The organism is Asaia sp. As-1742, assembly GCF_011753235.1.
In the GTDB taxonomy this organism is placed as follows: domain Bacteria; phylum Pseudomonadota; class Alphaproteobacteria; order Acetobacterales; family Acetobacteraceae; genus Asaia; species Asaia bogorensis_B.
In genome coordinates this window covers 36,710-44,982 of the sequence record NZ_VWWA01000016.1, presented here as the reverse complement: position 1 = coordinate 44,982, position 8,273 = coordinate 36,710, and the positions used below count along the sequence as shown (strand labels likewise).

Sequence of the window (8,273 nt, the reverse complement as noted above, 5' to 3'; positions counted from 1 at the left end):
ATTTCGCACGTCGACTGAAGACGCTCCGGGGCCTCACGCCATACGAATTCGTTTGCCAGCAATGGCAGCACGAGCCATCAAGATTCACGCAAAACCCGCACCATCAAAACCCGGGACCAAACATCTACCGTGCATTGCGTTCGTCTGGCTCAGGGCTCACGCCAGTGGTGCTCTGCGGTGAGGGTGTGCTGGGGCAGTGGCAGGAGCCGTTCTTCGCAGTGCCGCTCTCGCCTGACAGAGCCCGTGTACTGGGCCGGCAATTCGGTCAGAATGCCCTCGTCATCGCACGAAGGGGACAAAAGGCCCGGCTGGTGTGGCTATGCGACCGCCTTGCGCTAACCGAAGCGTTCAAAGCAAGGCGATAAATGCTTTCTCTGCGGGGGAAAGCGCTCTGGCGTTGCGCACAAGCGAGAAACAACGTTCGGGAAAGCGGATGCCGACATGATGCAGCAGCCCGTTCTCGATCAAGCCAGCGACCACACTGGCCGAAAGCACCGTGGCTGCATTGCCGGTCGCGACAGCATTGGCGATTGCCTCGTTGGATGTCAGCTCCATCACGACAGACAGGGCAACGCGGTCAACGCCCCAGTCTGCGACCGCTTTTTCGAAGCTGGCACGGGTGCCTGAGCCTTTCTCGCGCAGAATCCAGTCTGAACCGGTAAGGTCCTGGGGGCAGGGCGGTTGGCGGGCCCATCCGTGTTCGGGAGCAACCACGAGCAGAAGCTGATCGGTTGCGACCGGCGTGGTTGTCAGCGTGGGGTCCGTCACAACGCCCTCAATCAGCCCCATGGCCAGCGTATCGTCCAGCAGATGCTGACAGATATCCTCGGTGTTGCTGATGGTGACTTCCAACGTGATAGCCGGATGCTGTTCATGAAAGCGGTTGATACGGGCGGGCAGCCAGTAGCTGGCGATGGTCTGGCTCGCCCAGAGATGCAGCGACCCCTCAGCGAGCGTCGTCAGGGCACGCATGCGCTGCTGGGCGGCACCGGCGCGTTTGAGAACCGCACGGGCTTCCTCCAGAAAGAGCGCACCTGCTTGTGTCAGGCGTATGCGCCGCCCGATACGATCGAAAAAGACGAGGCCGAATGTCTGTTCCAGCGTCATGATGGCATGGCTGACGGCTGACTGGGTCAGGCAGAGCGCCTCGGCTGCACGGGTCATATGCTCGCGTTCTGCGACCGCCACAAAGATGCGCAGCTGGTCAAGCGTCATGAAGGCAGAACGCCGAGCAGCGAGAGCAGAATGGCGCCTATCAGGGCGCAGAGGAGCAGACAGAAAATACCCTCCAGTCCACTGAGCGTTATCTCACGGGGTTCTTCTGCCGACAGGGCTTCCTTTACCTTGCGAAACCGCCACCAGCTGGCAGGCAGAAGCGCAAGCCCGGCACAGATAGTGGCGACCCCGATCCAGGCTGAGGACCCCGGCAGGACCGGCATGGCAGCATGATGCTCGCTGCTGATAAGGCGCAGAAAGATGTTGAATTTTGCCAGCATGCACCCGATGGCGACCATGGCCAGCGCCGTACGCACCCAAGCCAGAAAAGTGCGTTCATTGGCGGCGTGGTCGGTATAGCGGGCAATCATCAGGAGCGGCTTTCATGACGGGGGGAAGCAGACGCGCCCTTTGGTGTCTGAATGGCTGAAGGGCTGGCGAGGCGTGTGGCGAGATCATAGGCCTGCTGGCGGATTTCCGGAATGGCGATGGATTCGAACAGTGTTCCCAGTCGGGCGGGTCCCAGGGTATAAAGCGCATGAGGGCTTTCGCCATTGGCGTTGATCAGCCTGCCATCATTGCCCGTATCCAGCCCGGCGCCCCGGTTGCCTTGCGAGGCGAGCCCCGAGGCAAATAACTGCTCAAGCAGGGCCGACCCGACACGTGTGTAGTCGAGATCGGGACCCGTGCAATTCAGCACATGGTCAGCGCGAAAGCGCGTCTTGCCCCCGGCATGGCTGGCTGTCACGATCAGGCCTTCAGGCTGCGTCTCGATATGCGTGACACGGCCGGCGTGAAGTTCGAGCGTGCCCTCCTGCAGGGCATCGTGCAGGAAAGCGGCGATCTGCGGCGCGATGCGGTGGCGCGCTACATCCCATTGACGCCTGAGATGACGATTGAACCGCGCCTGTTCTGTCTGCGAAAGCGCCACCCACAAGATATTGGTGATGGGACGCAGGCTGTCGATCGCACTGCGCCAGTCCAGTCCCTGCCTCAGCGCTGCATGAAACTCGCGGACATACCGGCTGAGACGGGCACCCTCCTGATCGGCGCCTTTTTCGACGCTGATAACAGGCGCGACTGATTTCTGGCCGGATTTATGAGACTTCGGCAGGCTTGCATGGCCTGACAGGAGATGGATTGGTCCCGCATGTCCGGCGAGGCGCGCCTTCATGACCATGTCGATGGCGGTGAGGCCACTACCGATCATCAGTAATGTTGCCTCAGGGGCAAACGGGGTGAGGCGGCCCTTCGTGGCCACATCTTCGGCAGCGGCAGTGCGGTAGCCGGCTTCGCTATCCCAGACATTTTGATGATAACGCGGGTCGCGCATGACTTCAGGCGTTGCGCCACGCAGCATGGCAGGCGGGAAATTGCCAAGGGCCAGAACGACCTGCTGCGCCATGACGATTTCTCCGGAGGCCAGAACAAGCCTGAAACCCCTGGCGACAGCATCGCATGCCACCACCTTGCCCTGAATGGATGCGACGCCGCTTTCGTCAAACAGGTGCTGGAGGTAGAGGCCGTAAATCGCGCGGGGGATGAAGGCATCGGGTGCGATGCCCGGATCGATGTGTCGGTGTAGCCACTGCACGAAATGATCCGGCTCGTCCGCCAGCCCGCTCATGCCGCAGGCTGGAACGTTGAGCAGGTGCCCGATGCACCGCGTGCCATAGGCCACCCCGAGAGCCGGGTTGGCGTTGGGATCGATGATCAGACAATTCCGTCCATGTTGTCTTTTCAGAACATGGGCAAGGAGAGTTGCGCTGGCTCCCCCGCCGATGATGACAATCTCATATCGCCTGTCCATGGTTTCGTACTCCCTCGCGTCTCAGGGAGTATCAGGGGCGTGGGTCAATCGATCCAATTGATATTATGGATCGAACCAATCGATTTTCATGAACAGTATCCTCGGTGTGGCCGCAGTTTGGCGCAGGCATCGTATCGCTGGAGTCCCTGCTCCGGAGCCGAACGATCATCTGGAAAATACCGTTGCGGTCTCGGGGATAACGGCAGGAAAAAGCGCACGATCCCCAAGACTATTGCGCGACTCCGGATCAGAATCTGAAGATTGTGTCTCTGGCTCCTAAGGACGCTTCGAGATGATCCAAGACCATGTGCGGATGATGATAGTTGTCGTCTGCGCGGCTGCCTCATTGCCTTATCCGGCCCGCGCGAAAGGCTTCTCGACCGTCCTGCCGCTTCAGCTCGATATGCCTGCCGGCAAGATGGTTCCGCCCTCAAATGGCCCTTCGGCGGGATCGGGACATTGGGAGCCTGCGCCAATGCCTCGCCCGATGGCGGCACCGCCTTTACGGCGCACCACGATTGGCAGGATCGTGGATTTCGGGCGGCAGTTTCTTCCTGCGGGGAATGGAGCACCGGGGCACGATCCGACAACAGGCACATCGATCGGTGCGTTTGGACCGGCCTATCAGGATGCCAGTCTGGTCGGCCACGGACGCGCCCCGCCGGGTGAGACCATAGGGCACTGAACCGGAAGCCCGACGCGGGCCGCTTCTTCGTGCGGCCAGCACGGATCATGGACAGAGCGCAGGCGCGAGGAACCCTGCGTGACTCTATCTGAGGAACCCTGCGTGACTCTATCTGGGGTCTGGGAAGCTTGAGGCGTCATCGTTCATGAGCCGGAACCGGGAACGTATGGGAGCATTTCCGCGGAATCACGGCGTAAGTCGTGTGCCGGGCCTTGATATCAGCCAACACCCGCGACGATGCATTCTCCATGCCCAGATAGGCGCTTTTGTCTGATGAGAAGATAGGCTGTGGCTGACGAAACCGCCCGGTATAGCTTGCGGCCGCACTGTCCGCAGGATGGCTGCGGGAGAGTTGTGGGCGGCGCAACCTTCAGCTCAGGCAGGAAGCCTTCTGTCTCCAGCGCTTAAGGCGCTAAAGACAGGGGCAGGTATCAATATCAGCCTTCGATCTGGCCGAACTCGGCAATCTCGGTCAGTGTCTCACCAATCTGGGCCAGAAGGCGCAGGCGGTTGAGGCGTCGAGCGGGCTCGGTATCATTGACCGTCACCTCGGCAAAGAACTGATCGAGGCTCGGGCGCAGCCCTGCTGCCACACGCATGGCATCGGCAAAGCGCTCTGCCACCAAGGCATCGTGGATATCCTTGCGGGCAGACGCAAGAGCGTGGCCCAGAGCGCGCTCTTCATCCTGCACATAGAGTGCCGCATCGGGTTCACCCTGATGCGGGCCGTCCTTGCGGTTCTCGATACGCAGGATATTGGCGGCGCGCTTGCTGGCAGCCAGCAGGTTGCGTCCGTCATCCGTGTCCACCATCTCGGCCAATGCCGAGGTGCGGGCCAGGAGGCGTACGAGGTCGCCATCCAGTCCACCTGCCAGTGTAGCGGCGAGCACATCATGGCGCTCGCCCTCGGTGCGAAGCTGCACGCGCAGGCGCTCGGCCAGGAAGCCGGGCAGGGCGGCAAGCTCGCCGCCTTCGCGCAGGCCTTCGGGCAAGTTCTGCGCAGCCTGTGCGATCAGGGCTGTCAGATCGAGGCGCAACTGGTTGTCACGGATGATGCGGATGATCCCTAGCGCCGCGCGACGCAGCGCATAGGGGTCGCCGGAGCCGCTCGGTGTCTCGCCCATGGCGAAAAAGGCCGTCAGCAGGTCCAGACGGTCTGCCAGAGCCACGGCGACCGAGACAGGCGCGCGCGGCGTGTCGTCATTCAGGCCGCGCGGCATGTAATGCTCTGCCACCGCATCCGCAACCGCATCGCCCTCATGGTCATGACGGGCGTAATAGCCACCCATGATGCCCTGAAGTTCGGGGAACTCGCCGACCATGCCGGTAGTCAGATCGGCCTTGGCCAGCAGGGCGGCACGTTTTGCGTGGTTCTGTGCGGTGTCATCCAGCCCCATCGCCTGCGCCACGATACCGGCCAGCGTCACGATGCGCTGGACGCGCGCGCCCTGACTGCCGAGGCGGGCATGGAAGGTCACGGCATCTAGTGCCGCAACACGATCGGCCAGCGTCGTCTTGCGGTCGAGATCCCAGAAATGGCGGGCATCGGCAAACCGTGCCCGCAGCACGCGCTCGTTGCCTGCAATGGTCAGGGCGCCACCATCGGCAAAGTCCATATTCGCGATGAATGCGAAATGCGGTGCTGCCTTGCCGTCTGCCGTGCGCAGCGCAAAATAGCGCTGGTTGATACGCATCGAGACCTGCATCACTTCAGGCGGCAGATCCATATAGGCATCGTCGATACGCCCGAGCAGGGCAACGGGCCATTCGGCCAGACCCGAAACTTCCTCGACTAGCTTGTCATCCTGCACAAGGGTCAGGCTTGCCTTCTCTGCCTGAGCCTGCAACCCGTCGCGAATGATTGACAGGCGTTGCGCCGGGTCGAGCACGACCTTGCGGGCAAACAGCTCGCTCCTGAGCTGCTCGAAGGACGTCACCTCGAACGCTTCCGGTGCCATGAAGCGATGGCCTTCGGTCTGCGTACCGGCCACGAGCCCGTGGGCATCATCGTTGTCGGTAGCGAGGCTGAAAGGCACCAGCTTGCCGTCAAGCAGGCAGATCACGCGGCGCAGGGGGCGTACCCAGGTGAAAGCGCTGCCCTGTCCCCAGCGCATGGATTTGGGCCAGGGAAAGCGCCAGAGCAGGCCCGGAATGGTCGCTGCAATCTGCTGGGAAGCGGTGATGGCTGGCAGTGTGCGATTAAGCACCCAGAAACCGTTTTCGAGCACGAGCGCATCGCGCTCGGCACCGTGCTTGCGAAGAAAACCGGCGAGCGCCTGTTCGGGCGCGCTCTCGCGCGGGCCGCGCTCGGACTGCGTCGTTTCAGCAATCTGATCGTTGATCTCAAGCGAGACGCCGATACGACGCGCGCCCCAGAAAGCTGTGACGTTTACGGGGGACAGGGGCGAGAGGGCCTCACTGACCAGACGGGCCAGATCCTGCCCCGCCGTTTCCTGCATCCGGGCGGGAATTTCCTCGCAATCGAGAACGAGAAGGAATTCGGCCATTATTTCGACTCCTCGTCGCCAGCAAGCCAGGTTTCGCAGCACAGCTTCGCAAGATTGCGCACGCGACCGATGTAAGAGGCACGCTCCGAGACCGAGATCACACCGCGTGAGTCGAGCAGGTTGAACAGATGGCTGGCCTTGACGCACTGGTCATAGGCTGGCTGGGCGACACCGGCTTCGGCCAGACGGACAGACTCCGCCTCGGCATCACGGAAGTGACGCATGAGCATTTCGGTATCGGCCAGTTCAAAATTGTGACGCGAGTAATCCTGCTCGGCACGCAGAAAGACATCGCCGTATTTCAGGCCCTGACCGTTGAAGTCGAGGTCATAAACGTTTTCGACGCCCTGCACATACATGGCCAGACGCTCAAGCCCGTAGGTCAGCTCGGTTGAGGGTACGACGGTCGGGATGCCGCCAACCTGCTGGAAATAGGTGAACTGCGTGACTTCCATGCCATCGCACCAGACTTCCCAGCCCAGACCCCAGGCGCCGATGGTCGGGTTTTCCCAGTCATCTTCCACGAAGCGGATATCGTGCTTTTCCGGATCGATCCCGATGGCGCGGTAGCTGTCGAGCAGCAGGCGCTGGCTGTCCTCGGGTGTTGGCTTGAGCAGTACCTGATACTGGTAATAATGCTGAAGACGGTTCGGGTTTTCGCCATAGCGGCCATCGGAGGGACGGCGGCAGGGCTGCACATAGGCGGCCTTCCACGGCTTGCGCCCCAATGCCCGCAAGGTGGTGTGCGGCGAGAGCGTGCCCGCGCCAAGCTCTGTGTCATAGGGCTGGAGCAGGGCGCAGCCCTGTGCCGACCAGAACTGGTGCAGGCGCAGGATCAGATCCTGAAAGGAAAGGGGGCGTCCGCCGTTTTCGGGCAAGGGGGTCAAGGATCGAGGCTCCGGTCTTGTTCACTTGCCCTGTTCTACCCTGACAGCCCAAACAAGCCAATCTCAGGTGCCACACTCAATAGGCCTGGCCTTTGAGACGGGCTCTTGCAACTCTTTCCGACCCAAACCACATTATATCCCGTTATCATTTTGACCGGATGGAGAGTCATCCCCATGAACCAGCAAGAGCGTGATCTTATTTCGCAGTTCGTTGCCCGCGTCGGCGGAGCGCCGAATAGCGGGTTTGGCGGCTCTCAGGCCCCGGCCAATCTGCCTCCGGTCGATCCCGAGGCGGATCGCTGGATTGCGGATAACTTCCAGAAATACCCTGAAGCCCGCTACCGCGTGACCCAGATGGCTGTGGTGCAGGAAGTGGCGCTGGCTGAAGCGCAGAACCGCATCCGCCAGCTCGAGTTCCAGTTGCAGCAGGCGCAGTCCCAGCTGCAACAGGCACAGCAGCAGCGCCCGCAGGGCGGCGGCGGCCTGTTTGGTGGTCTGTTTGGCGGCGGTAACCGCCAGCAGTCATCGGCGCCGCCTCCGGGCTGGGGTGGTCAGCCCCAGCAAGGCTACGGTCAGCAGGGTTATGGCCAGCAGGGCTACGCTCCGCCGCCGCAGGCCAATCTGCCTCCGGGCTACTCGACCGGCATGTTCCAGCAGCGCGGGTCGGGCTTTCTCGGCTCGGCACTGACCACGGCCACGGGTGTTGCAGGCGGTATGCTGGCTGCCAACGCCATTGAAAGCCTGTTTTCGGGCCATCATGGCGCCGATGCTGCCGGGGGTTTTGGTGGTGGTGAAACCATCATCAACAACAATTACGGCGGTGCGGGTAACGATCCCTTTGCCGGGGGCGGTCAGGACGCCGGGCAGAACTACGACGCCAATGACTGGGGCAATAATGGCGGCGATAGCGGCGGAGACTGGGGTGGTGACAGCGGTGGCGGCTGGGGCGACGATTCCTTCTGAGCCCGTCATCATGGCCTGATCCGAGCGGATCTCCGGGCTATGCAGCCTCAGTGCAATTCACGCAGAAGCCTCAGGCCCACGAGTGATTTCTGGAAAACCCGGCCCTCACGCCGGGTTTTCTTTTGCCCGCCGACAGATCGTGACAGGGTCGCGGGTCCATTGTCAGGCGTCGGGGCATGATTTCTGGCTGTCCCGCCATCCGTGAG

Annotated in this window: 8 protein-coding genes; 3 read left to right on the top strand and 5 right to left on the bottom strand. The window is 61.9% G+C overall.

Features of this window, described 5'->3' with window-relative positions; translation table 11 throughout:
- Positions 1-365 (top strand): DUF3293 domain-containing protein (locus F3J08_RS17270; protein WP_240149392.1); only part of this gene is annotated, 365 nt, incomplete at its 5' end.
- On the opposite strand, the gene F3J08_RS15195 is transcribed toward F3J08_RS17270, so the two are convergent.
- From F3J08_RS15195 to F3J08_RS15185, 3 genes are read right to left on the bottom strand one after another with little or no spacing between them, the layout of a single operon-like run.
- Entirely contained in the window at positions 349-1,215 is an 867-nt protein-coding gene (locus F3J08_RS15195; protein ID WP_166931203.1) for a LysR family transcriptional regulator, read from the bottom strand. The genes F3J08_RS17270 and F3J08_RS15195 overlap by 17 nt on opposite strands.
- Complete coding sequence (locus F3J08_RS15190) at positions 1,212-1,586, bottom strand: YidH family protein (protein ID WP_023978667.1); 375 nt, start codon at positions 1,584-1,586, stop codon at positions 1,212-1,214. The genes F3J08_RS15195 and F3J08_RS15190 overlap by 4 nt, the downstream gene beginning before the upstream one ends.
- Positions 1,586-3,025, bottom strand: coding sequence for an FAD/NAD(P)-binding protein (locus F3J08_RS15185; protein WP_166931200.1), 1,440 nt, complete (start codon positions 3,023-3,025; stop codon positions 1,586-1,588). The genes F3J08_RS15190 and F3J08_RS15185 overlap by 1 nt, the downstream gene beginning before the upstream one ends.
- 292 nt (positions 3,026-3,317) lie before the next feature.
- Between F3J08_RS15185 and F3J08_RS15180 the strand changes: the two genes are divergently transcribed.
- Positions 3,318-3,710 (top strand): hypothetical protein, encoded by a 393-nt coding sequence (locus F3J08_RS15180; protein WP_166931197.1) that lies wholly within the window; start codon positions 3,318-3,320, stop codon positions 3,708-3,710.
- Between the two features lie 437 nt (positions 3,711-4,147).
- Here F3J08_RS15180 and glyS read toward each other — a convergent pair whose 3' ends face one another.
- The gene (gene glyS / locus F3J08_RS15175) at positions 4,148-6,217 is read right to left on the bottom strand and encodes a glycine--tRNA ligase subunit beta (RefSeq protein WP_166931194.1); all 2,070 of its coding nucleotides are present in this window, start codon (positions 6,215-6,217) and stop codon (positions 4,148-4,150) included.
- Positions 6,217-7,104 carry a glycine--tRNA ligase subunit alpha gene (locus tag F3J08_RS15170; RefSeq protein WP_031240773.1) on the bottom strand — a complete coding sequence of 296 codons (888 nt, stop codon included), beginning with the start codon at positions 7,102-7,104 and terminating at the stop codon, positions 6,217-6,219. Before F3J08_RS15170 ends, glyS begins: the two co-directional genes overlap by 1 nt.
- 174 nt (positions 7,105-7,278) lie before the next feature.
- On the opposite strand from F3J08_RS15170, the gene F3J08_RS15165 reads away from it, so the two are divergent.
- Entirely contained in the window at positions 7,279-8,067 is a 789-nt protein-coding gene (locus F3J08_RS15165; RefSeq protein ID WP_062164192.1) for a DUF2076 domain-containing protein, read from the top strand.
- Positions 8,068-8,273 lie beyond the last annotated feature (206 nt).

What these genes read in the sequence shown, in the direction of transcription:
- F3J08_RS15195 (WP_166931203.1), bottom strand. Translation starts at nt 1,215, where the DNA reads ATGACGCTTGACCAGCTGCGCATCTTTGTGGCGGTCGCAGAACGCGAG.
- F3J08_RS15190 (WP_023978667.1), bottom strand. Translation starts at nt 1,586, where the DNA reads ATGATTGCCCGCTATACCGACCACGCCGCCAATGAACGCACTTTTCTG.
- F3J08_RS15185 (WP_166931200.1), bottom strand. Translation starts at nt 3,025, where the DNA reads ATGGACAGGCGATATGAGATTGTCATCATCGGCGGGGGAGCCAGCGCA.
- F3J08_RS15180 (WP_166931197.1), top strand. Translation starts at nt 3,318, where the DNA reads ATGATCCAAGACCATGTGCGGATGATGATAGTTGTCGTCTGCGCGGCT.
- glyS (WP_166931194.1), bottom strand. Translation starts at nt 6,217, where the DNA reads ATGGCCGAATTCCTTCTCGTTCTCGATTGCGAGGAAATTCCCGCCCGG.
- F3J08_RS15165 (WP_062164192.1), top strand. Translation starts at nt 7,279, where the DNA reads ATGAACCAGCAAGAGCGTGATCTTATTTCGCAGTTCGTTGCCCGCGTC.